The sequence below is a fragment of the Haloplanus sp. XH21 genome (genome assembly GCF_023276355.1).
Lineage (GTDB): Archaea > Halobacteriota > Halobacteria > Halobacteriales > Haloferacaceae > Haloplanus > Haloplanus halobius.
In genome coordinates this window covers 769070-794317 of record NZ_JALLPL010000001.1, presented here as the reverse complement: position 1 = coordinate 794317, position 25248 = coordinate 769070, and the positions used below count along the sequence as shown (strand labels likewise).

The 25248-nt window shown below is 66.3% G+C and carries 23 protein-coding genes, 1 tRNA gene and 3 rRNA genes; 14 read left to right on the top strand and 13 right to left on the bottom strand.

Annotated elements, in window-relative coordinates:
- The first annotated feature begins 36 nt into the window (after nt 1-36).
- On the top strand, nt 37-267 hold the full coding sequence (locus tag MXB53_RS04120; protein WP_248895934.1) for a hypothetical protein: 231 nt from the start codon (nt 37-39) through the stop codon (nt 265-267).
- Between the two features lie 6 nt (nt 268-273).
- On the top strand, nt 274-822 hold the full coding sequence (locus MXB53_RS04115) for a hypothetical protein (RefSeq protein WP_248895933.1): 549 nt from the start codon (nt 274-276) through the stop codon (nt 820-822).
- On the opposite strand, the gene MXB53_RS04110 is transcribed toward MXB53_RS04115, so the two are convergent.
- The gene (locus MXB53_RS04110) at nt 819-1571 is read right to left on the bottom strand and encodes a DUF1405 domain-containing protein (RefSeq protein WP_248895932.1); all 753 of its coding nucleotides are present in this window, start codon (nt 1569-1571) and stop codon (nt 819-821) included. The genes MXB53_RS04115 and MXB53_RS04110 overlap by 4 nt on opposite strands.
- 100 nt (nt 1572-1671) lie before the next feature.
- Between MXB53_RS04110 and pdxS the strand changes: the two genes are divergently transcribed.
- The gene (gene pdxS, locus MXB53_RS04105; protein WP_248895931.1) at nt 1672-2571 is read left to right on the top strand and encodes a pyridoxal 5'-phosphate synthase lyase subunit PdxS; all 900 of its coding nucleotides are present in this window, start codon (nt 1672-1674) and stop codon (nt 2569-2571) included.
- On the opposite strand, the gene MXB53_RS04100 is transcribed toward pdxS, so the two are convergent.
- On the bottom strand, nt 2568-3443 hold the full coding sequence (locus MXB53_RS04100; RefSeq protein ID WP_248895930.1) for a homoserine kinase: 876 nt from the start codon (nt 3441-3443) through the stop codon (nt 2568-2570). The two genes, pdxS and MXB53_RS04100, sit on opposite strands and share 4 nt — an antisense overlap.
- Nucleotides 3444-3617: 174 nt before the next feature.
- Between MXB53_RS04100 and MXB53_RS04095 the strand changes: the two genes are divergently transcribed.
- Complete coding sequence (locus tag MXB53_RS04095) at nt 3618-4946, top strand: MFS transporter (RefSeq protein WP_248895929.1); 1329 nt, start codon at nt 3618-3620, stop codon at nt 4944-4946.
- A 6-nt stretch (nt 4947-4952) separates the two neighbouring features.
- Here MXB53_RS04095 and carA read toward each other — a convergent pair whose 3' ends face one another.
- Nucleotides 4953-6020 carry a glutamine-hydrolyzing carbamoyl-phosphate synthase small subunit gene (gene carA / locus MXB53_RS04090; protein WP_248895928.1) on the bottom strand — a complete coding sequence of 356 codons (1068 nt, stop codon included), beginning with the start codon at nt 6018-6020 and terminating at the stop codon, nt 4953-4955.
- A gap of 97 nt (nt 6021-6117) precedes the next feature.
- On the opposite strand from carA, the gene MXB53_RS04085 reads away from it, so the two are divergent.
- Nucleotides 6118-6531: an Lrp/AsnC family transcriptional regulator gene (locus tag MXB53_RS04085; RefSeq protein WP_248895927.1), complete on the top strand. Its 414-nt coding sequence runs from the start codon at nt 6118-6120 to the stop codon at nt 6529-6531.
- A gap of 44 nt (nt 6532-6575) precedes the next feature.
- Nucleotides 6576-7007, top strand: coding sequence for a DUF5778 family protein (locus MXB53_RS04080; protein WP_248895926.1), 432 nt, complete (start codon nt 6576-6578; stop codon nt 7005-7007).
- A gap of 78 nt (nt 7008-7085) precedes the next feature.
- Here MXB53_RS04080 and MXB53_RS04075 read toward each other — a convergent pair whose 3' ends face one another.
- Nucleotides 7086-7814: a rhodanese-like domain-containing protein gene (locus MXB53_RS04075; protein WP_248895925.1), complete on the bottom strand. Its 729-nt coding sequence runs from the start codon at nt 7812-7814 to the stop codon at nt 7086-7088.
- Between the two features lie 313 nt (nt 7815-8127).
- Between MXB53_RS04075 and hemA the strand changes: the two genes are divergently transcribed.
- From hemA to MXB53_RS04055, 4 genes are read left to right on the top strand one after another with little or no spacing between them, the layout of a single operon-like run.
- Nucleotides 8128-9462: a glutamyl-tRNA reductase gene (gene hemA, locus MXB53_RS04070; protein ID WP_248895924.1), complete on the top strand. Its 1335-nt coding sequence runs from the start codon at nt 8128-8130 to the stop codon at nt 9460-9462.
- A 45-nt stretch (nt 9463-9507) separates the two neighbouring features.
- Entirely contained in the window at nt 9508-9783 is a 276-nt protein-coding gene (locus MXB53_RS04065) for a 4a-hydroxytetrahydrobiopterin dehydratase (protein WP_248895923.1), read from the top strand.
- Complete coding sequence (gene lwrS, locus MXB53_RS04060; protein WP_248895922.1) at nt 9783-10139, top strand: LWR-salt protein; 357 nt, start codon at nt 9783-9785, stop codon at nt 10137-10139. Before MXB53_RS04065 ends, lwrS begins: the two co-directional genes overlap by 1 nt.
- A gap of 43 nt (nt 10140-10182) precedes the next feature.
- Nucleotides 10183-10869, top strand: coding sequence for an HAD family hydrolase (locus MXB53_RS04055; RefSeq protein WP_248895921.1), 687 nt, complete (start codon nt 10183-10185; stop codon nt 10867-10869).
- Here the strand turns inward: MXB53_RS04055 and MXB53_RS04050 are convergent.
- Together MXB53_RS04050 and MXB53_RS04045 are read right to left on the bottom strand one after the other, a co-directional pair.
- On the bottom strand, nt 10866-12752 hold the full coding sequence (locus MXB53_RS04050; RefSeq protein WP_248895920.1) for a molybdopterin biosynthesis protein: 1887 nt from the start codon (nt 12750-12752) through the stop codon (nt 10866-10868). The genes MXB53_RS04055 and MXB53_RS04050 overlap by 4 nt on opposite strands.
- Entirely contained in the window at nt 12749-13975 is a 1227-nt protein-coding gene (locus MXB53_RS04045) for a molybdopterin molybdotransferase MoeA (protein ID WP_248895919.1), read from the bottom strand. The genes MXB53_RS04050 and MXB53_RS04045 overlap by 4 nt, the downstream gene beginning before the upstream one ends.
- An 88-nt stretch (nt 13976-14063) precedes the next feature.
- Here MXB53_RS04045 and MXB53_RS04040 point away from each other — a divergent pair, with 88 nt between their 5' ends.
- Nucleotides 14064-14495 (top strand): VOC family protein, encoded by a 432-nt coding sequence (locus MXB53_RS04040; RefSeq protein ID WP_248895918.1) that lies wholly within the window; start codon nt 14064-14066, stop codon nt 14493-14495.
- 68 nt (nt 14496-14563) lie between these two features.
- Here MXB53_RS04040 and MXB53_RS04035 read toward each other — a convergent pair whose 3' ends face one another.
- The gene (locus MXB53_RS04035; protein ID WP_345779695.1) at nt 14564-15493 is read right to left on the bottom strand and encodes an NAD(P)-dependent oxidoreductase; all 930 of its coding nucleotides are present in this window, start codon (nt 15491-15493) and stop codon (nt 14564-14566) included.
- Between the two features lie 67 nt (nt 15494-15560).
- On the opposite strand from MXB53_RS04035, the gene MXB53_RS04030 reads away from it, so the two are divergent.
- A complete protein-coding gene (locus MXB53_RS04030) occupies nt 15561-16106 on the top strand; it encodes a CinA family protein (protein ID WP_248895916.1) in 546 nt (181 codons plus the stop codon).
- Here the strand turns inward: MXB53_RS04030 and MXB53_RS04025 are convergent.
- Complete coding sequence (locus tag MXB53_RS04025) at nt 16103-17293, bottom strand: redox-regulated ATPase YchF (protein ID WP_248895915.1); 1191 nt, start codon at nt 17291-17293, stop codon at nt 16103-16105. The genes MXB53_RS04030 and MXB53_RS04025 overlap by 4 nt on opposite strands.
- A gap of 112 nt (nt 17294-17405) precedes the next feature.
- On the opposite strand from MXB53_RS04025, the gene MXB53_RS04020 reads away from it, so the two are divergent.
- The gene (locus MXB53_RS04020) at nt 17406-17723 is read left to right on the top strand and encodes a DUF8124 family protein (RefSeq protein ID WP_248895914.1); all 318 of its coding nucleotides are present in this window, start codon (nt 17406-17408) and stop codon (nt 17721-17723) included.
- On the top strand, nt 17720-18064 hold the full coding sequence (locus MXB53_RS04015; RefSeq protein ID WP_248895913.1) for a hypothetical protein: 345 nt from the start codon (nt 17720-17722) through the stop codon (nt 18062-18064). The genes MXB53_RS04020 and MXB53_RS04015 overlap by 4 nt, the downstream gene beginning before the upstream one ends.
- Before the next feature lie 9 nt (nt 18065-18073).
- Here the strand turns inward: MXB53_RS04015 and MXB53_RS04010 are convergent, their stop codons facing one another.
- The 5 genes from MXB53_RS04010 to MXB53_RS03990 all read right to left on the bottom strand — a co-directional run bounded on the left by MXB53_RS04010 (nt 18074) and on the right by MXB53_RS03990 (nt 25114).
- The gene (locus MXB53_RS04010) at nt 18074-19837 is read right to left on the bottom strand and encodes a hypothetical protein (RefSeq protein ID WP_248895912.1); all 1764 of its coding nucleotides are present in this window, start codon (nt 19835-19837) and stop codon (nt 18074-18076) included.
- Nucleotides 19838-20038: 201 nt separating this feature from the next.
- Nucleotides 20039-20160, bottom strand: a 5S ribosomal RNA gene (gene rrf / locus MXB53_RS04005).
- A 130-nt stretch (nt 20161-20290) separates the two neighbouring features.
- Nucleotides 20291-23215: ribosomal RNA gene (locus tag MXB53_RS04000) — 23S ribosomal RNA — on the bottom strand.
- Nucleotides 23216-23432: 217 nt separating this feature from the next.
- Nucleotides 23433-23504 (bottom strand) — tRNA-Ala (locus tag MXB53_RS03995).
- A gap of 139 nt (nt 23505-23643) precedes the next feature.
- Nucleotides 23644-25114: ribosomal RNA gene (locus tag MXB53_RS03990) — 16S ribosomal RNA — on the bottom strand.
- Together the 16S, 23S and 5S rRNA genes with 1 tRNA gene alongside form the textbook arrangement of a ribosomal RNA operon.
- Nucleotides 25115-25248 lie beyond the last annotated feature (134 nt).

Genomic DNA, 25248 nt, shown 5'->3' with positions numbered 1-25248 from the left:
ATTTATATGCGTGTCCGTCCCGTTCGGTGGACTACGATGAACGCAAGCAGGGCGATCATGGCTCTTGCGGTGGTGGCGCTGATCGGAAGCGCCGTCGCGTCACCGGTCGCCGCGGCGGCGACGACGGACGGAACGGTCGCAAGTAACGCCGCCGACGGGGCAGAGCAGCCCGTGGATCTGCCCGGATCGGTGCCGGCGTTCGTCGAGCAACTGCTCGGCGCGATTCGATCGGTCGTCGGCGTCGTGTCCGCCGCCGGTGTGAGGTGATCACCGATGCGAACGCGCGCGCTGCTGATTGGCCTCGCCATCGTGGTGGTCGTCGGCGCGGGGGCAGCGTTCGGCCTCGGACTCGTGGGCGGTGCCGACTCCGGAACGGAGATCGAGTCGTTCCCCACGGCGACCGAACCGACGGCGACGGCGGATGGCGGGACGAACGACGAGGCGAGCAGCGACACGACCGGGACGGCCACCGGTCCCTCCGGGCCGGCGTTCGAGTTCACCGTCGACCGGATCGACAGGTGTGGAGAGACGTGTCGTGACGTGACGACGACGCTGTCGAACGACGGCGAATCGGCGACGGGCGTGACCGTCTACACCCGGATCTACGCCGGGAACGGCACCGACGGCGACGTCGTCTGGGAGGGCACCGAAGCCGTCGGATCCTTGGATGCGGGCGCGTCGCATACGGCGACAAAGCGGGTCGAGCTGTCGGTGACGGAGGCGTACGCGGTCCGACAGGCCGGCGGATGGATCACCGTCCGGACGGCCATCGAGTCCGACCAGAAGACGGTCGTGTTCACCGAGCGCCGGAACGTCGGCTAACCGTCCTCGGCGTTCGCCCACGATTCGAGCGTTTTCACCCGCGTCGCGAGCGTCAGAAACGTGGCCGTGAGCGTCAGGACGACGGCGCCCGCGGCGGCGACCTCGTGGATCGGCGCGAGATGCGTGATCCCCCCCTCAACGATGCGCTGGCCCGGCAGGAGCGTGTGGTGGGGCGTGCCCACGACGGGCACGAAGTAGTCCACCACGTCGTTCAGGCCGTACCACGCGACGGCGACGGCGACGGCGCCGACGGGGAAGTCGCTGTAGCGGTGGAGGAGAAACGCCTCGACGGCCATCATGAGGTGGCTGCCGAGGAGGAAGAGATACATGGGGAGCGGCGTCGTCGCGAGGAAGCCGTCGGCAAAAGCCAGGAGGACGAAGGGCGTCCAGAGGCCGAGTTTCCAGCAGCCGAAGAAGGCGAGCGCGTTCACCACCTCGTTCGACCGCCCCAGTTTCCAGAGGCCGAGCGAGCACGCGATGAAGAGCGTGGCGACGGGGCTGTCGGGGACGAGCGGCCACGCGACGACCGGTTCGGCCGCGAACTGGAAGCGGTAGTACCAGAAGCCGAAGGCGGTGCCGACGAGGTTGGTGAGGACGACGACCCAGGCGAGCGACAGGCCGAGGTTCTCGACGGCCCGCGGGAGGGGGGCGAGCCATCGCGGAAGCGGGTCGGCAGCGGGCAGGCCGGCGCCGTCGAACAGCGCACCGATGCGGCGAGCGAGCGTGTCCGACGTGGGCCCGGAACTCATGGTCGTGAGCAAGACGCGGTCCGGTAAATCGGTGACGGTGAGGCGGTGGCAACATCTACCGAAAGACCGCCGTTAAGTGGATACCCTCGTAACGAGAGGTATGACCGACCTCGAAGACCTGCGGCGCGGGACGGACCTAGTGAAACGCGGTTTCGCCCAGATGCAGAAGGGGGGCGTCATCATGGACGTCGTCAACGCCGAGCAGGCGCGCATCGCGGAGGACTGCGGCGCCGTCGCGGTGATGAGCCTCGAAGCCGTGCCTGCCGACATCCGCAAGCGCGGGGGCGTCGCCCGGATGGCGGATCCCGGAACGCTGCAGGAGATCCTCGACGAGGTGTCGATTCCGGTGATGGGGAAAGCGCGCATCGGCCACACCAAGGAAGCCGAGATCCTGGAGGCCGCGGGCGCCGACATGGTCGACGAGAGCGAGGTGTTGACCCCCGCCGACGACGAGTACCACATCGACAAGCGGGAGTTCACCTCTCCCTTCGTCTGTGGCGCGCGCAACCTCGGCGAGGCGCTCCGTCGCATCGACGAGGGCGCGGCGATGATCCGCACCAAGGGCGAGGCGGGCACGGGCGACGTGAATCAGGCCGTCACCCACCAGCGCGCCATCAAGGGGGCCATCCGGCAGCTGGAGGGCATGGCCTACGAGGAGCGCGAGCGCTGGGCGCGCGAACACGGCGCACCGCGCGAACTCGTCCACGAAACCGCCGAGATGGGGCGGCTCCCGGTCGTCAACTTCGCCGCGGGCGGCATCGCGACGCCCGCCGACGCGGCGCTCATGATGCATCACGGCTGTGACGGCATCTTCGTCGGCTCGGGCATCTTCGGCGCGGAAAACCCCGAAGCGATGGGGACGGCCATCGTCGAGGCCGTCAACAACTGGGACGACCCCGAACGGCTGACCGAAATCGCCACGAACGTCGGCAAGGGGATGAAAGGGCAGTCGAACGTCGACATGCCGGAAGACGAGCAGCTGCAGGGCCGCGGCGTCTAATAGAGCGTCGCGCCGGTCCCGATTTTCGTCTGGTAGGCCCGCGCGTCGACGCCGGCCTCGTCGAAGCCGGCGACCATCGCGGCCGCGATCTCGCGGCGGTCGTCCGGGTAACACGCGGCGAGCACGCCCGGGCCAGCGCCGCTGACGGTGACGCCCGTCGCGCCCGCGTCGAGCGCCGCCTCGCGGACCAGATCGTATCCCGAGATGAGGTCAGCCCGGGCGGGCGTGACCAGACGGTCGTGCATCCCTTTGCCGACGAGGCGCGGGTCGTCCCGGCACATCCCCGTCGTGAGCGTCGCCGCCCGGCCGACGGTGTAGATGAGTTGTTCCATCGTCGCGCCCGCTGGGACGACATCCCGCGCGTCACGCGTCGAGATGGCGATTTCCGGCAGGCAGGCCACGAGCGGGATGTCGGCATCGACCGTCGTCACGTCGCGGCCGGTGGCGACGGTGAATCCGCCGAGGAGCGCGGGAGCGACGTTGTCGAGGTGGACCTCGCCGGAGACGGTGGCCTCGCCCTTGCCCGCGATCGGGACCAGTTCCTCCCGCGTGAGGCCGCGATCGTAGAGTTCGTTGAGGGCGAGCGCGGCGGCGGCGGCGCTCGCTCCCGAGGAGCCGAGCCCCGACGAGGGCCGAATCCCCTTGTCGATCTGGATGTGTGCCGGCGCGTCGAGCGCCTCCGCGACGGCGCCGACGGTGTTGTTCGCCGGGTCTTCGGGGATGAACTCGCTGCCGTAGCCGACGACATCGATGGTCGTCCGATCTGCTTTCTCGACCCTGACGACGTCCGCGGGGCGGTCGAGGGCGGCGCCGAAGACATCGAAACCGCTGCCGAGGTTCGCACTCGTAGCGGGAGCCCTGACCGTAACCATGCCACCGAGTTGCGCGAGTCGGGTCAAAAACCTGCCGAAGGGGAGAGGTGCCCACGACCCAACAGTTATAGTAGCCTTTGAACTGTTTGCACACCTGATCGCCAGATCGCGTGCAATCAGGTGTGCGATGACTTACAAAGGCTGCGAGAGGTGGCTGGCCCCACCCCTGCCGGTATGAGCGTCCCCAGCGGAGCGGCGGGCGTCGTTGCTCGACCTCGCCGGGCGGTGGCGACCGTGGTGTTCGTCGTCTTCCTCGACCTCGTCGGCTTCGGCATTGTTGTTCCCATCCTCCCGTACTACGTCCGGAGTTTCGGCGTCGGCGACGTGTTCATCGGCCTGTTGGCGGCGACGTACTCGCTGACGCAGTTTCTCGCCGCCCCCGCGCTGGGTCGGTACTCCGACCGCTGGGGACGGCGACCGGTGATCCTGTTCTCGCTCGCGGGCAGCGCCGTCGCGTGGACCGTCTTCGGCCTCGCGGACCAGGCCGGTACCGCCGGGGGCGTCGTCGGCGGCGTCGCGACGCTCTTTCTCGCCCGCGCCCTCGCCGGAGCGATGGGCGGCAACATCGCCGCGGCGCAGGCGTACGTGGCGGACGTGACGCCACCGGAGCGCCGGACGCGGGCGCTCGGCCTCGTCGGCGCCGCGTTCAGTCTGGGGTTCATCTTCGGCCCGGCCATCGGCGGCGCGCTGGCGAGCGAGACGGCGGTTCGGATGGCGTCGACGCTCCCCATCCCGGCGACGCGGTTCTCGCTACCCGCGTTCGGCGCGGCGGGGATGAGCCTCGTCGCCCTCGGGGTCGCATGCGTCGCCCTCGACGAACCCGACCGCCACCGCGCGCCGGCGGAGCGAACCACGCTCGTCTCGCAGTTCGTCGACGCCCTCCGTGATCCGCGACTTCGGGGCCTCGTGCTCGCGTTCTTTCTCATCTCCGTCGCCTTCGCCGGCGTGCAGGTCATGTTCATCCCCTTCGTCGCCGACGCGAGCGCGTACCGGTTCGACGCCACCGGAGCGGCGCTGTTGCTCACCTACGTCGGCGTACTCGGCGCAGTGAATCAGGGGGTGCTCGTGGGGCGCCTCTCCGACCGCATCGGCTCCGGACGCCTCGCCGTCGTGGGCGCAGCGCTCCTGCTCGTTTCGCTTGCCGCCCTCCCGTTCGCCCCGGAACTCGGGAGCGTCGTACCGGCGCCGGGGGGTCCGGCGTGGCTCACCCGCGAACTCGTGGCCCTGCTTGGCGTGTTGGGGCTACTTTCGCTGGGAAACGGCCTCCTCAACCCGTCGCTGGCGGCGCTCGTCTCGGTGAGTGCCGGACCGGCGGAACAGGGCACTGCCTTCGGCGTTACACAGGGCGCGGGGAGTCTCGGCCGGACGGTCGGCCCGCCCGCGGCAGCGGCGCTGTACGCGTTGGTCTACTGGTCACCCTTCGTCGCTGGCGCAGTGGTCGTCCTGCCAGTGATCGTGGTGCTCCTCCGGCGGATCGCACGTGAAGAGACGGTGACGGAGTGACCGCGGTTAGTCCGAGGCGGCGACTGGAGCGTCCGCCGACACCAGGTCGAGGACGTCGTCGAAGAAATCGAGGGAGTCGTGGGGACCGGGGTTGGCCTCGGGGTGGTACTGCCGGGTGATGACGCCCAGGTCCTCGTTGGCAAGGCCTTCCGCGGTGCCGTCGTTGACGTTCACCTGAGTCACGTCGAGGCGGTCGCCGGGGTCGCCGACCGTGTAGCCGTGGTTCTGGGTCGTCATGACGACGCGGTCGGTCTCCAGGTCACGGACGGGCTGGTTGACGCCGCGGTGGCCGAAGGCCATCTTCTCGGTGCTGCCGCCGAGGGCGTTGGCGACGACCTGCTGGCCGAGACAGATGCCGGCGACGGGCAGGTCGCCGAGATACTCCGACACCAGCTGTTCGGCGGCCTCGAAGTTGACGGGGTCGCCGGGGCCGTTCGAGATGAAGAGCACGTCGGGGTCGACGGCGGCCACGTCCGCCGGCGTCGCGTCGTACGGCAGGACGTGAACCGTGGCGTTGCGCTCGACCAGGGAGTCGATGATCGATCCCTTGGCGCCGCAGTCGATGAGGGCGACCGTCGCGGCCGCGCCGCCCTCGTAGACCTCTGGGTCGTCGACGCTCACCTGCGCGCCGATGTCGGTGTGCTCGCTCATGCCCTTGCAGGCGTCGAGTTCTTCCTTCGCCGCTTCGGGCGTCGCGTCGGGGCCGACAGCCAGCCCGCATTTCATCGCACCCTCCTCGCGGATGGAGGTGACGAGGTCGCGAGTGTCGAGGTGGTCGATGGCGGGGACGTCCTCCGACTCACACCACTCGACGACCTCCTCGGTGAACTCTCGCGCGATGGCGGCCTGGGGCTGGATGTGATCCGATTCGAACCGCTCGGATCGGACGCCGTAGTTGCCGATCAGGGGGTAGGAGAACGTCAGTACCTGCTCGGCGTACGAGGGATCGGTGAGGCTCTCCTCGTACCCCGTGTACGCGGTCGTAAAGACCAGTTCGCCGCGCGTCCGACCCGGAGCACGACCGCGCGCTTCCACGACGCGGCCGTCCTCCAGTGCGAGATAGGCGTCCGACATTACGAGAAACACAGGGAAGCGCCACCAATAAGCCTTCCTTTCGAAGCCACGTTACGAAATTCGCAATCGGTAAGGGGCCAACGGATCAAGGGAGCGCATGGACGAACTGGACCGGCGGATTCTGAGCATCCTCCGGCGGGATTCGCGGACGCCCTACACCGAGATCGCCGACCGGGTCGACACGTCGGAGGGAACGGTCCGCAACCGGGTCGAACGCCTCGTCGACGAGGGGATCATCGAGCGCTTCACCGTCGCGACACACACCGGCAACGTAAAAGCGATGATCGAGGTCTCCGTCGCCGTCGACGTGGACACCACGGGCGTCTCCGACCGGATCGCCGAGTGGGACGAGGTGGACTTCGTCTGGCAGGTCTCGGGTGAGGAGGACATCGTCATGGTCGTCGACGCCACCGACACCCGCGCCGTCAACGAACTCATCACGAAGACGCGGGACTTAGACGAGGTGCAGAACACGAAAACGCGGCTCATTCTCGACGAGCGCCTGGGGTAGCGCGAAACCGCCAGCGGTAAATCCGCGCCAGCATACGAACGGCCATGAGCGACGTACTCGACCACGACCTCTACCAGCGGACGAAAGCGCTGCTCGAACCGGGCGATATCGATCTCGCCGGCGCCATCGTCCACACCGACCTGACGGGCCAAGAGGACCTCGAGATGCACGAACTCACGGTCGAACTCAACGAGGTCATCGCCGACCACGCCGGCAAGGGCGAGACGTACATCTACGCCGGCAACGACGACGCCGACTTCTCCTCGAACCAGTTTCAGGGGCTCACGGTCGACGGCGAGGAGTTCGTCTGGGAGTGTCAGCAACTCCTCCGTGAGGGAACGTTCGACATCGTGTTCTACTACGAAGCCGACCTGGACCAAGAAGCGCTGGTCGCGGCCCTCCGCGACCGCGGCTACGACGTGACGAGCGTCGTCCTCGACGAGAACGACGACATGACCGCCGAGCGGTCCAACTGATAAGGAATTATCGTAACTGTCCAGAGATTCTCGCCGGGACTGGCTTACAATAACCCGTAGCTGCTGACTTCCGCTACTTCATATGAGTCGGCCGTCGGCGCCGATGACGCCCGCCGCCAACGACGCGGCCGCCGCCGAGAGTTCGTAGGCCGGCGTCGTGATCCGGATCGGGTCGTCGGGACCCACGTCGGCAAAGCGGACGTTGAGCGCGTACGACCCGTCGTCGGCGATGGGGGCGACCTCGCGCTGTCCGGAGGGGTCGTGACGCGCCCACGCCCACTCGCCGGCGAAGGTCGGATCGGTGCGCCCCTCCACGACACGAAGGGTCGGTTCCACGTCGGCGCTGGACCCTGTCACCGGATAGCCGCCGTCCTGCCACGCCCAGAATCCCTCGTCGAGGGCGGCCACGCGCTCGTACCCCGAGTCGATGAGCGACGCCGCCCGCATCGACGAGAGGTGATGGGGGCAGCCACAGTACGTGACGATCAGCGTGTCGGTGTCCCAGGCCTCGACCGGGTCGTCGGTGCGCTGACCGTGGCGAGCGGGACTCCAGACGGCGCCCTCGATGTGTGACTCCTCGTAGGCGGTCCGAGAGCGGGCGTCCGCGAAGCGGGCGTCGCCGTTGTTGTACCACTCGACCACATCCGAGAGCGGCGCCAGCGGAACGACCTGTCCGTCGGTCGTCGTCGACTCGTAGCCGCCGAGGTTCGATGCGCTACCGCTGCCGCCACCGCCGCCGAGACAGCCGGCGACGCCACCCAGCGTCACGCTCGCTGCGGCGAGGAAGGTCCGTCGAGAGGTCGTCATCGGCGCCGCGTACGGAGCGGATGCGCATGAGCCTTCCGTCCCCACGCCTCGGGAGACGACGAGACGTTTAAGGCGCCGTATCGAGGACGGAAGTGTATGCACCGGACCCAGGGAGACCACGCGCCGCGCCGAGCGACGGAGCGCGCTCCAACGAGAGCGCGCTCGGCCCAGCAGGACGGGCGGACTCACGGGTTCGACCGCCCGACGGCACGCGCGCGGCGGGCGACACGGCAGTGGAAGAGTTTAGGTAGCGCCGTCCCGAATCCTCGGCCGAATCGGAGCGCATGATCTACGTATCTCGAACGGAGCGACGATGAAGACGGGTGTCCTCCAGGGCGTCACGGTATCCCACCAGCACGCCACCGTGGACGAGATCGAGGCCGTCGCGGGCGACGACGAGGCAGCCGTCGTGCGTGACCTGCTGGCGAGCGACGGCGTCGACGAGGCGTTCGCGCTCCAGACCTGTAACCGGGCCGAGGCGTACGTCGTGACCGCGGACGCTACGGTCGGCCGCGAGGCACTGGCCGACTTCGCAGCGCCGGTCGACGGGGACGCCGTCCGGGAACTCAACCACGAGACCAGCCTCCGCCACCTGATGCGTGTCGCGGCCGGGCTGGAATCCCTCGTTCTCGGCGAGAACCAGATCATCGGCCAACTCCGGACGGCGTTCGAGACGGCACGCGGCGTCGGCGGAGTCGGTCCGGTACTCGAGCCCGCCATCACGAAAGCGATCCACGTCGGCGAGCGCGCACGCACCGAGACGACGATCAACGAGGGCGTCGTCTCGCTCGGCAGCGCGGCCGTCGAACTCGCCGCGCAGGAGCGCGACCTCGACGGTGCGACGGCGATGGTCGTCGGCGCCGGCGAGATGGGCCGACTCGCGGCCCGCGCCTTCGACGACACGCCGGTCACGAACATCGTCGTCGCCAACCGGACGGTCCCGCACGCCACCCACCTCGCCGAAGACGTGGAGACGACGGCCTCGGCTGTCGCCCTCGACGCCGCCGCCGCGGCCGCCGAACGGGCCGACGTACTCGTCACGGCCACGAACAGCCCCGACCACGTCCTCGATCGATCGGATCTCGCGACGGCGGGCGAGACGCTCGTCATCGACCTCGCCCAGCCACGGGACGTCGACCCCGCGGTCGTGGAGCTGGCGGCCGTCGACGCGTTCGACATCGACTCGCTCGAATCCATCACCGCCGACACGCGCGAACGGCGCCGGGAGGCTGCGGCCACCGTCGAGCGCATGATCGACGAGGAGTTCGACCGCCTGCTCGACTCGTTCAAGCGCCAGCAGGCCGACGAGGCCATCGCCGCGATGTACGAGAGCGCGGAGATGGTCAAAGAGCGAGAACTCCGCACGGCGTACTCCCAACTGGAGGCCCAGGGCGAGTTGACCGACGAGCAACGCGAGACGGTCGCGGCGCTCGCGGACGCCCTCGTCGGGCAGTTGCTCTCGGCGCCGACCAAGAGCCTCCGCGACGCCGCCGCCGAGGACGACTGGGAAACGATCCAGACCGCGCTCAGCCTGTTCGATCCCGAGTTCGGCGATCACCCGTCGCCAACGACGGCGGAGGCGCCCCGGGAGGGGATCGAGGGCAGCGACGCCCCACGGCACGTCCGCGAGCGGTTGCGCGAGGACTGAGACACCCACCCCAATCATTATCCGGTGTCCGATGGACGTATCCGTATGGCCGAACGTCTCGACGACGACGAAATCGAGCGACGGCTTCCGCCGGAGTGGGAGCGCGACGGCAACGAAATCGTCCGCGTCTACCCCTTCGATAACTACCTCGACGGCGTCACCTTCGCCACCCGGGTTGGGGAAGTGGCCGACGAAGAGTTCCATCATCCGGAGATCTGCATCCGGTACGACGAGGTGGAAGTGCGACTGACCAGCCACGAGGCGGGCGGCATCACCGACACCGACATCCGCCTCGCCAAACTGTTCGACGCCGAGCGCTGATGAGCGCCACCTACGTCTTCCGCGTGACCTTTCGCCTCGACCCCGTCGGCGTCGACGCCGACCCCGACACCTTCGAGACGGTGGTCACGAAACCCGCCGCCGAACCGGGGACTGACGGCTGGCTGTTCTTCCGCGACGCGCTGTGGCACGGCGAGGTGAGCGACGAGGACTACCTCCGCCGGCGGGCCGAGGAGTGGCTCGGCGTCACCGTCACCGACATCACGTTCAGTGAACTGCGCACCGCCGAGGCGTATCGCGACGCCCTCCGCGAGGCCATCGCCGACGCCGACGACTTCGACGACGCGCCGCGGGAAGTGCTGCACGCGCATCTGGGGAGTTCGATCCGCGTCGAGTGACGGGCGGAACACACTTGTTTCACCCCCGTCTAGCCGTATTCGAATGGTCGCACACGCCTACGATTTCTGGCTGTTCGACCTCGACGGAACGCTCGTGGACGTGGAACCATCGTACGCCCGCGACGTGTTCGACCGCGTCGGAGATCGGATCGACCGCACCTTCTCCGACCACGAGGTCGAAGTGCTCTGGCACGGTCTCTCGGGCGCCCGCGAGGCGCAGTTGGTGGAGTGGGGCGTCGACCCCGACACCTTCTGGGACGCCCTACATGACGCGGAGAATCCGGCCGACCGCGCCGAGGCGACCTACCTCCACGACGACGCCGCGTTCGTTGCGGACCTCGATCGGCCCGTCGGTCTCGTCACCCACTGCCAGGAGTATCTCGTCGACCCGGTGCTCGATCACGTCGGCATCCGCGACTGGTTCGATACGGTCGTCTCCTGTACCGGTGAGATTGGATGGAAACCCGATCCTGCCCCCGTCTATCTCGCCATGTCCGATATCGGCGTCGACGACGAGGACGACGGCATCCTCGCCGGCGACGGGCCGAACGACATCGGCGCCGCGTGGAACGCCGGCCTCGACGGCGTTCACGTCGAACGCCACGGCCCGGACCGCCGCGGGCGGTGTGTCCTCGGCGACTATCGGGTCGAGTCGCTCGACGAACTGCGAAGGATGACGACATCCGACGACGCGGTCGGTCGCGCCGCGACGCCGACGGGCAGCGACTAGCGTTCGACGCCCGCGAGCGACGCCACGATGTCGTCGAAATGCGTATCGAGGGCAGATTCGAGCTGTTTGACTCCCGTTTTCTCGGTTCGATCCGGGTTCGCCAGGACGCGAACCGACTCGGTACCGAGCGGAACGAACCCGCAGTCGAGGGCTTGCGCCGTCGCCCGCAGGCCGAGTCCGGCGTCGGCGTCGCCGGCCAGTACCTTCCGCGCGGGGCTCTCGAAGCCCTTGACCGTCAGCTCGTAGCCGTCGATGGCGTCGGTCAGGTCCCGGCGGTCGACGCCGCGATCCGACGCGAGGGCGTCGAGTTCGGCGTCGAGGCTGGCCCGGAGCCCGGAATCCCGCGAGCGGTTGCTGACTCGGAGGTCGCGGTCCACCAGGTCGGCGACGCCGGTGATGGCGTCGGGGTTGCCATCGGGGACGACGAGACCCCACTCCCGACGCCACCCGCCGAGGTCGACGGCCGACACGTCGCGGTCGCTGGGGCCGGTGACGACGGCCACGTCGGGGACGCCGTCGCGGAGGCGGCGCCGAGCCTGGCGGCTTCCGACATCGAGATAGCGGGGGCGCTCCAGATGATCGAGCAAGCGCGAGAGCGCGGGGTCGTCCTCGCCGACACCGAGGAGGGTCGGCGCGCGCACGTCGGGCGAGAACAACTGCACCGTCACGGACTCGCCCTCGGCGAGGTAGGCGGTGTCGGCGTCCACTTCGACGACGCCGTCGGCCTCGACCAGACTCGTCGTCGCCCCGCTTCCCTTGTCGACGGGGTAGACAAGCGTTCCCTCGTCGGTTTCGACGAGGCCGACGGGCATGAGTCTGGTGCGCCCCTCGCCGTATCGCTCCTGGACGGCCATCCGCCCCTCGACGGCCGCCGTCTGAGGGGCGGGGAGGCCGGCCGCGGCGCGAATCGCCGGCGCGACGAAGGTTCGGAAGATGGTGAGCGCGGAGACGGGGTAGCCGGGGAGGCCGACGTACGCCGAGTCCTCCAGGTGCCCGACGAGCATCGGCTTGCCCGGCTTGACCGAGACGCCGTGCAGCAGGAGTTCGCCCTCGCTCTCGATGACGCGGTAGATGACATCGACGGCGCTGGCGGAGGTCGACCCCGAGGAGAGCACGAGATCACACTCCTCGGCAGCCTCGACCAAGAGGCGCTCCATCTCGTCGTAATCGTCGCCGGCGTGGGGGTAGAGGACGGCCTCGCCGCCCGCTTCCTCGACGCCCGCGGCGATGGTGTAGGAGTTGACATCGTAGATCTGTCCGGCCTCGCTGCGGAGCGTCTCACCGGGGCGGACGAGTTCGTCGCCGGTGGAGACGATACCGACCGTCGGCGTGCCGCGGACGGGGACCTCGTCGACGCCGAGCGCCGACAGCAATCCGATTTCGCGCGGCGTGAGCAGGGTGCCGGGGCCGAGCGCACGTGACCCCGCGGCCACGTCAGCGCCCGCGACCATCACGTTGTCGCCGGGCGCGACCGAGGTGCGGATCGCCACGCCGTCGGCCGTCTCGTCCGTTCGCTCGACCATGACGACGGCGTCGGCGCCGGGTGGCATCACCGCCCCCGTCGAAATCTCGGCGCAGGTGCCTGGGTCGACGCGCACGTCGGGTTCGGCGCCGGCGTGGACCGAGCCGACCTGTTCGAGGACAGCGGGGTCGGCCTCGTCGGCACCGAAGGTGTCCTCGGCGCGCACCGCGTAGCCGTCCATGCTCGCGCGGTCGAACCCTGGCACGTCGAGGCCGGCGTCGATGCGCTCCGCGAGGACGCGGCCCCGCGCCTCGTCGAGCGGAACCGTCTCGTCGGCGGGCGACAGGTCGAGCGAGTCGATGGCGTCCCGGGCCTCCGCGGGGGATTTGAGGTCGTGGAACTCCTGTCGGCCGTCACTCATGCCGACCACTCCCAGTTCTCGACGGCGACGTGGTCACCCGCGTCGTACCCCTCGCGTTCCTCGGGGACGACGACCCAGCCATCCGCCAGCGCGACGCTGGAGAGGACGCCCGCACCGCTCGCGCGAGTGGGTTCGGCGGCGGGCGTGTCGTCCTCGCCGTCCTCGGTCAACCGAACGCGGGCGAACGTCCGGGTTCCGGGTTCGCTGGAAATCTTTCGCGTCAACCGGGCCTCGACGGTCGGGTGGTCGGGGACGGGCATGTTGCCCACGGTCTTGAGGATCGGTCGGAGGAACTGGACGGCGTTGATGATGCAGGCGACGGGGTAGCCCGGGAGCATGATCACCGGCGTGTCTTCGACGACGCCGAGGGCGACGGGATGGCCGGGTTTGAGCGCGACGCCGTGGACCAGCACCTCGCCGATGTCGTCGACGACTTCGGGCGTGTAGTCGCGTTCGCCGACCGACGACCCGCCCGTGGTGACCACCACGTCCTTGGCCAGATCCCGCTGGATCGCGGCGCGGATGGCGTGCGGGTCGTCGTCGACGACGTTTCGATACGTGGGGATGGCGCCCCAGCGGTTGGCGAGGCGCGAGACGGTGAGCCCGTTGGTTTCGATGACTTCGCCGGGCGCGGGGTCGCGCTGGACGAGTTCCTCGCCCGTCGGGATGACGCCGACCGTCGGCGGGTCGTACACCTCGACCTGATCGATGCCGACGGATTTCAGCAGGCCGAGATCGGAGGGGCGGATCCGGTGGCCCGGCTGGTAGAGTTCCTCGCCCTCGGCGACGTCCTCGCCTACTTCGCCGACGTTCTCACCCTCGGCGACGGCGTCGAACACCTCTATCTCGTCGCCGACGATCTCCGTCTCCTCGACCATGACGACGGCGTCGGCGCCGTCGGGGAGGTCACTGCCCGTGTGGACGCGGACGGCCTCGCCGGGGGCGACCTCACCGTCGGCCTCGCGGAGCACCGTGGGTGACCGACCCGTCGCGCCGAAGGTGTCCTCGGCGCGCACCGCGTAGCCGTCCATCGCCGCCCGGTCATAGCCGGGGACGGGCGTCGGCGCGGTCACCGTCTCAGCGAGCGTCCGGCCGTCGACCCGTCCCAAGGCGATGCGCTCGGTTCGGTCGTGGCCCGACACGGCGTGCAGAATCGTCTCCAGGGCCTCGTCGACGCGGGTTCGATCCTTGAATCCCGCGTGTTCGAGGTCGTCGTGGCTCATAGCCGCCCTTGCGTTCGCGCATACAAAAACCCGTAGCTGTGCGGCGGGGCGGGGAAACCTATTTCGCCCCACACTCGCCAGTGAGGGCATGGACGCCATCGACCACATCAACATCGACGTGGACGATCTGGACGACGCGTACGCCTTCTACCGAGACATCCTCGATCTCGACCTGTTGCGCCCGCCGGAGGACTTCCAGGGCGCGCACGTCATGTTCGAGACGGGCGGCGGCACGGTCGTCACGCTCATGGAGACGGGACGCGCGGAGAAGTGGGACGAGGCGGATCTGGATCACCCGCTCGATAAGGCCCATATTGCCTTTGAGACGGATCGCGACACCTACCAGGCCCTGATGGACGAACTCGACGACCAGTTTCCGATGCAGGGCCCCTACGACTGGGGCGAGTTCGAGGGGTTCTACTTCCTAGATCCGTCGGGGAACCTGCTCGAAATCGTCACGTACGACCCTGCGCCCGAGGATCGCGAGCGGCGACTGCTGGACCACGACGACATCGAGTAGCGGCCGCAGCCGACAGCCTCAGTCGTCGTCTTCGACCTGCGCCTTCGCTCGGCGGACTCGAAGAGTATTCAATCGTCTTCGACTCGCGCCTCGACACCCGCCAGATCCTCGATGACCTGCATCACGCCGGAGTTGTCGTCTTTGCCACGCCCCGTCTCGACCATCGACTTGTACATCTCGTGGACGAGTTCGGTCTGGGGCATCGGCGAGCCGTACGCCTCGCCGGCGTCGGTCGCGATGCGGAGGTCCTTGTACTGGTAGTCGGCGAAGAAGCCGGGTTCGAAGTCGCCGTGGATCATGTTCGGCGCGCGGTTGTCGAGCGTCCAGCAGCCGGCGGCGCCGCCGCTGATGGCGTCGACGACGGCTTCGAGGTCCGCGTCGGCCTTGTACGCGAACACGAGCGCCTCGCTGACGGCCTCCATCGTGCCCGCAACGACGATCTGGTTACAGGCCTTGGTGACCTGGCCCGCGCCGTTGTCGCCGCAGTACGTGATCGTCTCGCCCATCACTTCGAGGATGGGACGACAGCGGTCGAGAACGTCCTCGTCGCCACCGACCATGATCGACAGCGACGCCTCGATGGCGCCCTCCTCGCCGCCGCTGATGGGGGCGTCGAGCATCCGCGCGCCGCGGTCGCGCACCTCTTCGGCGAGGTCCTCGGTCACCATCGGCGAGATGGTGGAGTTGTCGATGACCACGTCGCCCTCGCTCAGGCCCGCGAGCACGCCGTCCTCCTGCCGCATCACCTCGGACACCACGTCCGAATCGGGCAGGCACATGATGGTCACGTCGGCACGTTCGGCGGCTTCCTTCGGCGTCTCCGCCGCCTCGCCACCCGCTTCGACGTGTTCGTCGACCGGCCCCTGCGACCGGTTGTGGCCGATCACGGTGTAGCCCGCATCGAGGAGGTTCTTCGCCATCGGTCCACCCATGATACCCAGTCCGACGAAGGCGATCGTCTCGTCTGCCATATCCAGTTCACTCCGCTCGGCCGACATAAAGGGTCGGAAAACCGGCATTCCGTTCGGCGGCCATTTGATGGGGCGCGCCGCCCAACCGGTGGCCATGACCGACGCTGATGCCGAGGCGACCGATCGGATCGGACCTGCACCCGCAGGCGAGGACGCCATCGAACGGCGGCTCGGCGACCACCTGCGGGAGCGCGACGACACCATCGCCACCGCGGAATCGCTCACGGGTGGCTTGATCGGGTCGCTGCTGACCGACGTTCCCGGGTCGAGCGACTACTTCGACCGCGGGATGGTGACGTACTCGAACGACGCCAAACTGGACGCGCTCGGCGTCTCCCGCGAATCGCTCGACGCCCACGGCGCCGTCTCGGCCCCCGTCGCCCGCGAGATGGCCCAAGGGGTGCGCGACCGGGCGAGGACGACGTGGGGCGTCTCCACGACCGGAATCGCCGGGCCCACCGGCGGCACCGAGGAGAAGCCCGTCGGTCTCGTCTTCATCGGCGTCGCCTACGCCGCCCCCTGGGGGAGCGGGGAGTCCTTCGTCCACGCCGAGCGGTACGTCTTCGACGGCGACCGCTGGACGGTGAAGGGCAAGAGCGCGAAACAGGCGCTCGAAGCCGTCCTCGAAGCGGCCGACTAGTTCGTCGTCACGAGTTCGACCACGTCGCGGTCCGAGAGTTCGTGGTCGCCACCGATCTGTCGCGACGAGCGACAGTCGATGCCGTGGAGCAGGCCGTCGCCGAGGTCGGTGTGGATGTGGTACGCGAAATCCGCCGTCGTCGACCCCGACGGCAGGAGGAAACAGTCGCGGAAGACGCCCTTCTCGGAGGTGGATCCGTCGTCGCTCCCCGGGAAGACGGCGATGCGATCCAGCGCGTCGAACAGCGCCGCCTCGAGCGACGACTGGACGCCCGTGCCGCCGTACTCGTCGACGAGCGAGCGGATCTGTTCGAGACCCGTGGCCTGCTCGTCGCTCACGTCGCCGACGACATCAAATCCCCCGTCGCCGGGTCGGTAGTCGACCGTTCCCGCCTCGTCGGCGGCCTTGAGCGCCTTCTCCGCGTGCGCGCTCGTCGGGACGAAGGAGAGGTGGTCGTAGTCCGGATCGGTCGATATCTCTTCGAAGTTCGCCGCGGCCGCGGGGTCGTCGATCTTGTTCGCGGCGATCACCATCGGCTTGGTGCGCTTGCGGATCTCCCGCGCCAGCGACTCGCGGTCCGCCTCGTCCCACGTCGCCGGGTCGGGATCCAGCTCCTCCGAGCGAATGATCCGCTCGATTTCGTCTTCGTCCGTCCGGAACGCGCTCATCTGCTCGGCGAGGTCGTCGACGATGCTCGCGTCGGCGCCGTGGTATTTCGTCTCGAACCGCTCGATCCCTTTCTCCAGGATCCCCAGATACCACATGTCGAGTTCGTCTTCGAGGAAGTCGATGTCGTCGCGGGGATCGTGCCCCTCGGTCGCTTCTCCCTTGCTGTCTGTCTTGCCCGAGAAGTCCACGACGTGGATCAACACGTCCGCCTCGTTGAGGTCGCTCAGGAACTGGTTGCCGAGCCCCTTCCCTTCGTGAGCGCCCGGGATCAGGCCAGCGACGTCGACGAGTTTCACGGGGACGAATCGCCTGCCATCGTCGCAGTTGCCCACGCTCGGGGTACACGTCTCGCCGAACTCGGGGGCCGCACACTCCACGCGGACGTAGGCCTCGCCGACGCTCGGATCGATCGTCGTGAAGGGGTAGGCCCCTTCGGGTACGTCGTTCATCGTCGCCGCGTTGAAGAAGGTCGATTTGCCCACGGAGGGCTTCCCGACCAGACCGATGGAGTAGCTCATGGCGGGACTGCGCGGGCAGCGGCCAAAAACGACGCCATCCGGTCGCGGTCTGCCAGTCAGTCTCACGCGCGACGACCGTCTCGCTTATGCGTCCGGGCCACGGAGCGCGCGTATGACCGACGACCCCGACGGCGGAGGGAGGGAAGCAGGGGAGTCGACCGCCGACACGTTCGGCGTGAGCATCGGCGTCGACGACGACGCGTTCCGGTTTCTGGTCCACGTGCCGTCGAATCTCGACGCCGCCTGGAGCGACCGCGACGCGTTCCAGCAACTCGTCGAGCGCGTCGTCTGGGAACGTCTCGACCGCGAGCGGGTGCTCCGCACGGTCGATCGGGGCGCCGAGTCCGGCGAACGCGTCGATCTCGGCACGGTGACGGTGGCGCCCGACGGCACCGTCGTCGACCACTCCCTCTCGGTACCGACGCCGTGACGTTCGCGGAGATGCGGGCAGCCGCCATCGACCGAGCGCTGGGCGGGGACGACCCCGAACCGGCACTCGCCATCGCCGGCGCCGCCGATATCGCTGCCGACGGCGGCCGGGCCGATCCGTTCACCGCCGCGATGCTCGCCGTCACGGTGGCCGCTATCGACGACGACCGTCCGTTCGACGAGAGAGCGTGGACTCCCGGAACCAGCGCCGCACCGCTGGCCGTGGCCGGCGCCGCAGCGGCCGTCAGACTGCGAGACATTTCACTCGACCGAGCGGCCGCGCTCGCCGACTGTGCGCCCGCAGCGGTCGAAAAACAGCGTTGCCGCGAAAAACCGATCTAACGGGGTCGGTTACCGGCCGTTGCCACCGGCGTTGCCGTTACCGCTGCCGCCGGCGTTGCCGTTTCCGTTGCTACCGGCGTTGCCGTTTCCGTTGCTACCGGCGTTGCCGTTTCCGTTACTCCCGGCGTCGCTTCCGTCATCACCGTCGCTCTCGGTCTCTTCGTCGTCGCTCTCGCTCTCTTCATCGTCACTCTCGCTCTCTTCATCGTCGCTTTCGTCGTCACCATTGTCGGAGCGGCCGGGCGCGTCGCCCGAGTTGCCGGGCGCGTCACTGTCGTCGTCACCGTCGTCGGACTGACCCGGTGCCGCACCCGAGTTGCCGGGCGCATCACTGTCGTCATCCTCGCCGCTGGACTGCCCCGGAGCGTCGCCCGAGTTACCGGGCGCGTCGCTCTCGTTGTCACCGTCGACCGGAGGATCAGCCGGGACGACGCGGGAGTCGTTCTCGGCCGTCTCGTTGTCGTCGGTTTCGTTCCCGTCGTCCGACGGTGGGCCCGCGTGTTCCGGCGGGCCGCGCTCGGATGCGTTCGCGTTTGCGTTCTCGTTCGACGGGTTGTTGTTCGTCACGAAGTCGGAGACCTGCTCACCGAGCGGGCCACTGAAGCCCGCGCTCTTCAGCGACTCGACGAACGACGAGACGATCTGACCGAACGGTCCCGTCGATTCGGGCGGCGTCAGTTCGGCCGTCGTGGTCGCCGTCTCGTTGTCGTCCGTCGCCGTCACCGTCACCGTGACGTTCTCGCTCGGCGCGGGGAGGACGACCGTTCCGCTATCGTCAGTGTCGTACTCGCCCGCACCCGCGTAGGAGTCGTTGCCGTCCGCCGTCACGGTCACCGTCGCGTTCGCGACGGGGTCACCGAGACGACCGACCGAGATGGTCACCGATCCGTCACTCGCCTGTTCGACGCCGACGGCCAGCGTCTCGACCGGGTTGACGACGACCGAGGTGGTCGCCGACTCGTTGTCATCCGTCGCGGTGATCGTGAGTTCGACCGGTTCGGACGGGTTCGCGAGCGTGACCGTGCCGTTCTCGTCGGTCGTGAACTCGCCCGTGTCGGCGTACGTCGTGTTCGCCGTCACGTTCACCGTGGCGTTCTCGACCGTCGAACTCCCGCGCGTGACCGTCACCACGACCGATCCGTCGTCGGCGCCCTCGACGGCGACATCGAGCGCCGGGTTGAGATCAGCGGTCGTCGTCGCGACCATGCCGTCGTGGCTCGCTTCGATGGTGACGGTCACCGGATCGTCCGGCGCCGGGAGCGACACCGTGCCGTTCGCGTCAGTGTCGTACTCGCCGGTGCCGGCGTAGGAGTCGTTCCCGCTCGTGGTCACGTTGACCGTCGCGTTCTCGACTGTCGAATTCGCGCTCGTAACCGTCACGACGGCCGAGCCATCGTCGTTCTCGGCGATAGCGACGCCGAGCGTCGGTTCGATGTCAGCCGTCGTCGTCGCGTTCGCGCCATCGTGGCTCGCCACGACCGTGATTGTCACCGATTCGTTGGGGGCAGGGAGCGAAACAGTCCCGTTCGCGTCGGTCTCGTACTCACCCGCACCCGCGTACGAAGCGTTGCCGTCCGCCGTCACGTTCACCGTCGCGTTCTGAACGGCCGTGCCGTTGCTCGTGACCGTCGCGGTCACGTCACCTGTCTCAGCGTCCTGTGAGACGCCGACAGACAGGGAATCCGAGTCTGACTGTGCCAGCGCCGGCGGCGCAACCGCCGACACGAGCAGCAGTGTCGCCACCAGTAGCGCGCCGAGTCGTTTCGTGTTCATTCCGTTCGGGAGGACGACTGGCATCCCATTAAATCGGGAACTCGCTGAACCCGGGTTGGGGCCGATTCATCCCGATTAAACCCGGTTTAATTCGGCCGACGGCGGCAGGACAGGCCGGAAAGGACGCGGTGGCGTTCGATATGAGAAAAGCCGAGCGACTGTGAGTACACGCAGTGCTCGGCGGGTGAATGAAGTATGAATGGGAGGCGGCGAATCGGCACTCCCAGAGGGTCGCCCACTCCAGTACTGCCCGATACGCAGGCAGGCTTAACGTCCGTGTTCGGGATGGGTACGGGTGTGTCCCTGCCGCTATGGCCGCCTTCATGCCGACCAACGGAATCGAACCGTTGCAATGCCAGCGTCGGTGGGTCAAAACGACCGTATATCCGTGCGATTCCAGTTAACGCCTGGACCCGATAGTCAAATCGAATCGGGTCACAGTGCGAAATCCAATGAATGTGGCTTGGTCTGTTAGTGCTCGCGGGCTGAACGTCTCGTTGCCTTGACGCGTACACCCCGAGTCTATCTAACTCGTCTTCTACGAGTGACCTCAGCGGTATCTCTTTTCCAGGTAGGTTTCGAGCTTAGATGCGTTCAGCTCTTACCCTGCGGTGCGTGGCTGCCCGGCAACTGCCCTCTCGGACAACCGGTACACCAGTGGCACCCAGGCGGAGTTCCTCTCGTACTATACGCCTGTTCCCGTCAGATACCTTCAACACCCCCAATAGATAGCAGCCGACCTGTCTCACGACGGTCTAAACCCAGCTCACGACCTCCTTTAATAGGCGAACAACCTCACCCTTGCCCGCTTCTGCACGGGCAGGATGGAGGGAACCGACATCGAGGTAGCAAGCCACCCGGTCGATATGTGCTCTTGCGGGTGACGACTCTGTTATCCCTAAGGTAGCTTTTCTGTCATCCACGGGTCCCATTAATGGACCTCGTGGGTTCGCTAGACCACGCTTTCGCGTCAGCGATCCTCGTTGGGAAGATCACTGTCAGGCTTCCTTGTGCTCTTGCGCTCTCTTCCGAGTTTCCGACTCGGATGAGGAAACCATCGGGCGCGCTCGATATCTTTTCGAGCGCGTACCGCCCCAGTCAAACTGCCCGGCTACCGGTGTCCTCCGCCAGGAGTGAGAGTCGCAGTCACTACCGGGTAGTGTTTCATGTGTGACTCGGTGGCCCGCTAGCGCGGGTACCTGTGTAACGCCTCCTACCTACTCTGCACAGTAGCGACCACGTCTCAGCGACAGCCTGCAGTAAAGCTCTATAGGGTCTTCGCTTCCCCTTGGGGGTCTCCAGACTCCGCACTGGAACGTACAGTTCACCGGGCCCAGCGTTGGGACAGTGGCGCTCTCGTTGATCCATTCATGCAAGCCGCTACTGAAGCGGCAAGGTACTACGCTACCTTAAGAGGGTCATAGTTACCCCCGCCGTTGACGGGTCCTTCGTCCTCTTGTACGAGGTGTTCAGATACCCGCACTGGGCAGGATTCAGTGACCGTACGAGTCCTTGCGGATTTGCGGTCACCTATGTTGTTACTAGACAGTCGGAGCGCCCGAGTCACTGCGACCTGCCTCTCTCCGAGGCAGGCATCCCTTATTGCGAACGTACGGGACTAACTTGCCGAATTCCCTAACGCCGGTTGATCCCGACGGGCCTTGCCTTTCGCCGGCAGAGCACCTGTGTCGGATCTCGGTACGATCATCATACTCGTCTTTTCACGGGCTCTAGGTACGACCGACTTGCGCTGTCCCGAGAGTCGTCCGCTTCCTGCCATTACGGCTTCCACGGAGGTACTCGGTTCGACTGGGCGAAAGCCCAGCTCGGTTGTCCCCAAAGCGTCGACTTTCAGTGTATGATGGCGCTGGAATATTAACCAGCTTCCCTGTTGTCTCAGTCGAGTTGCGGTGAGACTTAGGATCGGCTAACCCTCGGCTGATTAGCAGTGCCGAGGAACCCTTGCTCGTAAGGCCGTCGGGTGTCACACCCGACTATCGCTGCTACTGTGACCAGGATTATCGTCACCACTCGGTCCACACGAAATCTCTCCCGTGCTTCCGCCCGAGCGGCGTGCCAGCCTACGCGATTGTCCGGTGAAGGACACGGGTAGGTCTCGGTAGTGGATTTGAGCCCCGATCATTTTGGGCGCCCCGAACCTCGGCCGGTAAGCTGTTACGCTTTTCTTAGAGGGTAGCTGCTTCTAAGCTCACCTCCCGGCTGTCTAGGGCTCGGGACCACCTTCGATCGCACTTAATCCACATTTGGGGACCTTAACCTACCGCTGGGTTGTCTCCCTTACGGTGCACAGGCTTACCCCGCACACCGGACTCCCTTCGTCTACGGCGTTCGCAAGTTTGGAGTTCGACAGGATGGCCGACTCCTCTCGGAGGCGGATCATCCAATCGGTAGCTCTACCTCGCGAACTACCTCGGAAGAGGTCATGCTTCGACATGTTTCGGCTGGAACCAGCTGTTGCCGGGTTCGATGGGCCTTTCACCCCTACGCATAGGTCACGGGAGGGTATTGTAGGACACCACCCCTAACGGGCCTCCACGTGCCTTTCGGCACGCTTCACCCTGCCCACGCGTAGATCACCCGGTTTCGGGTCGCACCCGCTTGACTCCCCGCGCTTGAACACGGTGACCCTGGTCTTCGAATGAAGACTGCGGTCATATCGGTTTCCCTGTGCCTTCCCCGATGGTCGGGTTAGACTCGCCAAGCAAGTGCACTCCCTGGTTCGTTTTTCAAAACGCACGACGGAACATCGGCTTCCCACGAGTCCTACTAGAGGGTCGCCCCTCGGTCGTTTATCGTGGGACCTTGTATGCCCCGTCGCTCGATCGCCAACTGATTTCAGGCTCTATTGCAGTCCCCTTCTCGGGGTACTTTTCAGCGTTCGCTCACGCTACTTGTTCACTATCGGTCTCGAGGAGTGTTTAGCCTTCCCAGTTGATGCCTGGGATCTTCACGAGGAATATCCAATCCTCGCTACTCGTGGACTGACTCACACGCTACTGCATCCCGATACGGGGCTGTCACCCTGTATCGCACTCCATTTCAGGAGATTTCTCGGGATGGGTCGCGTGCTGATTGTCAGCCGACACCACATGTCTCGTTAGAGATTCGGTTTGGGCTGACCCGCGTTCACGCGCGGTTACTAACGGGATCGCATATTTGCGTTCTCTTCCTGCTCCTACTGAGATGTTTCAATTCGGAGCGTTCCCCATTGCGCGAAGCAATTGCGGTGGGGATTCCCATTCGGAGATCCTCAGTTCTTTCCCTCCATGCGGGTCCCTGAGGCTTATCGCAGCTTGGCACGTCCGTCATCGGCTCTCGAGCCGAGCCATTCACCAGCTGGCACAGTAGCCAGATTGATGGTTTGTCACACTAGTGACCCGGTTTGACTGTCGGGTCCAGTGGACGCCTGGAATCGCACGTACATACGGTCGTCATCACGCTCTCGTGGGTTGCGCGAGCGTTCGACCCTTCCCATCCGCGTTCGCACGGGATGGTGCATCGGTCTGGACCAGTTCTATCCCCCTTGACCACTTAAGCAGCGTGGTTCGCGTCGGGCGATTTTCCCGGTCCGGCATGGACCCGCTGGGATTTGAACCCAGGGCGTCCTCCTTGCAAAGGAGGTGCTCTACCGCTGAGCTACGGGCCCTGTCCCTTCCTGGGACGAGCGTAATATGTGAGCCATGGTGGTTCTTCGGTGCCCGGTCGGCGTGGTGGGCGAACGGCCACCTGTGGTACCGTCAGTGGGACGTGGTGGGCTCTCCCCAGAAGGGAGAGTCCCGATCAGTAGGAGGTGATCCAGCCGCAGATTCCCCTACGGCTACCTTGTTACGACTTAAGCCCCCTTGCGGAGCCCAGATTCGACATGGGTATCCATGCCTCATCCGGACCCCACTCGGGTGCTTTGACGGGCGGTGTGTGCAAGGAGCAGGGACGTATTCACCGCGCGCTGCTGACACGCGATTACTACCGAATCCAGCTTCATGAGGGCAAGTTTCAGCCCTCAATCCGAACTACGACCAAGTTTAGGAGATTACCGTCCTCTCTCGAGGTTGGAACCCATTGTCTTGGCCATTGTAGCCCGCGTGTAGCCCAGCACATTCGGGGCATACTGACCTACCGTTGCCCGTTCCTTCCTCCGTGTTAGCCACGGCAGTCCTCCTAATGTACCCACCCATGCGAACATGGTGCTGGCAATTAGGAGTGCGGGTCTCGCTCGTTGCCTGACTTAACAGGACGCCTCACGGTACGAGCTGACGGCGGCCATGCACCTCCTCTCAGCAACTCTGGCAAGGTCATCAACCTGACCGTCATTACTGCTGTCGGTGCTGGTGAGATGTCCGGCGTTGAGTCCAATTAAACCGCAGGCTCCTCCGGTTGTAGTGCTCCCCCGCCAATTCCTTTAAGTTTCATCCTTGCGGACGTACTTCCCAGGCGGTCTGCTTAGCGGCTTCCCTACGGCACAACACCCACTCGTAGTGGGAGTCACACCTAGCAGACATCGTTTACGGCCAGGACTACCCGGGTATCTAATCCGGTTCGAGACCCTGGCTTTCGTCCCTCACCGTCGGATCCGTCTTCCCGAAGTGCTTTCGCCATCGGCGGTCCGTCCAGGATTACAGGATTTCACTCCTACCCAAGACGTACCCTTCGGGTCTTCCGGTCCCAAGCCACACAGTTTCCACCGGACGCCCGCCAGTTGGGCTGGCGGATTTCCCGGTGGACTTGCGTGGCCGGCTACGAACGCTTTAGGCCCAATAAGATCGGCCATCACTCGAGCTGCCGGTATTACCGCGGCGGCTGGCACCGGTCTTGCCCAGCTCTTATTCCACTACCATCGTACGGTGGTGAAAAGCGAGGACTGTATGCCCTCGCACTCGGGGTCCCCTTATCGCACTTGCGTGCAGTGTAAAGGTTTCGCGCCTGCTGCGCCCCGTAGGGCCCGGAATCTTGTCTCAGATTCCGTCTCCGGGTTCTTGCTCTCACAACCCGTACCGATTATCGGCACGGTGGGCCGTTACCCCACCGTCTACCTAATCGGCCGCAGCCACGTCCTACAGCGCGTGAGCATTTGCGCGTCTCGGCATTCCAGCGTGAGACGGGTATGAACTATTAGCCTCAGTTTCCCGAGGTTATCGTTCTCTGTAGGGTAGTTTGGCCACGTGTTACGGAGCTATTTGCTACGAGTCTGAACTCGTACAACTAGCATGGCTAAGTCGGACCCCGATAGCAATGGCCTCCGGCAGGATCAACCGGAATGGGCTCACTCCGTGTGGAGTGAGGGGTGGCGGGAAGACTCGTTGTCTTCTCGTCGTATAGACCACTGAGGTCCAAGGTGGCGGTTCGGTCCACCGCGTCGACCGGGTGACACCGAACCACCATGGCTCACATCA